Origin of the sequence: Pseudoalteromonas sp. SIMBA_162 (assembly GCF_046535955.1) — a bacterium.
GTDB lineage: Bacteria > Pseudomonadota > Gammaproteobacteria > Enterobacterales > Alteromonadaceae > Pseudoalteromonas > Pseudoalteromonas marina.
Window position 1 is genome coordinate 1 of the sequence record NZ_JAWJBQ010001232.1, and the last position, 235, is coordinate 235.

1 protein-coding gene is annotated in these 235 nt (G+C 65.5%); it reads left to right on the forward strand.

Annotation, left to right across the window (positions count from 1 at the left end):
- Positions 1-235 (forward strand): hypothetical protein (locus R0J88_RS23565; RefSeq protein WP_410901398.1); only part of this gene is annotated, 235 nt, incomplete at both ends.

The window sequence follows — 235 nt, forward strand, 5'->3', positions numbered from 1 at the left end:
GATCGTACATCTCGAACGCGACGCCGAGGGACATCGCCAACTTGCCAGCCTAGCCTGGTTGGGGGAAGAGCGCCCTCGTGAGCTGCTGCACCGTCGCGCGACCATGACGCCCGGTGAGCCCTGCGGCGAAGAGGCCTATCAGGCCAACCCCGATGTGCTGGATGCCTTCATCGCTCATCTCGAGGCACGTGGCGCCACTCTGGCGCCTGGCGTCAGGGACGGTTGGTGTGAAGGT